This window comes from Saccharothrix sp. ST-888, assembly GCF_000955975.1.
Lineage (GTDB): Bacteria > Actinomycetota > Actinomycetes > Streptomycetales > Streptomycetaceae > Kitasatospora.
This window is the reverse complement of record NZ_JYJF01000486.1, coordinates 1-374: the sequence shown is the minus strand read 5'-3', so window position 1 is coordinate 374 and position 374 is coordinate 1. Positions and strand designations below refer to the sequence as shown.

Annotated in this window: 1 protein-coding gene; it reads left to right on the top strand. The window is 74.1% G+C overall.

Annotated elements, in window-relative coordinates:
* Window positions 1-190: 190 nt before the first annotated feature.
* A partial coding sequence (locus tag UK12_RS43920; protein WP_442973918.1) for a KR domain-containing protein occupies window positions 191-374 on the top strand: 184 nt, incomplete at its 3' end.

The window sequence follows — 374 nt, the reverse complement described above, 5'->3', positions numbered from 1 at the left end:
GCAGCAGCGTGGGTCCCGCCCACGCCCAGCAAGCCGGCGTCCGGCCCGGGCACGATCAGCGCGGTCAGCTTCCCGCTCAGCGCACCGGCCGACTCCTCGACCGCCGTCGCCGAGCTGCGGGCCGGGACGCTCACGAGTCCACCCGCCAGCGCCAGCACCTCGCCCGACGCTGCGCCGACTGCTCGCGTGGGTGCCGGTCGGTCACCCGATGACCGCGGTGGTGCACGCCGCCGTTCTGCTCGCAGACAGGGCCTTCGCCCCGCTCACCGGGGGGCGGGTTGACCGGGTGCTGCGGCCCAAGACGGACGCGGCCTGGACCCTGCACGAGCTGACGAAGGATCAGAAGCTCGCTGCCTTCGTGCTGTTCTCGTCGG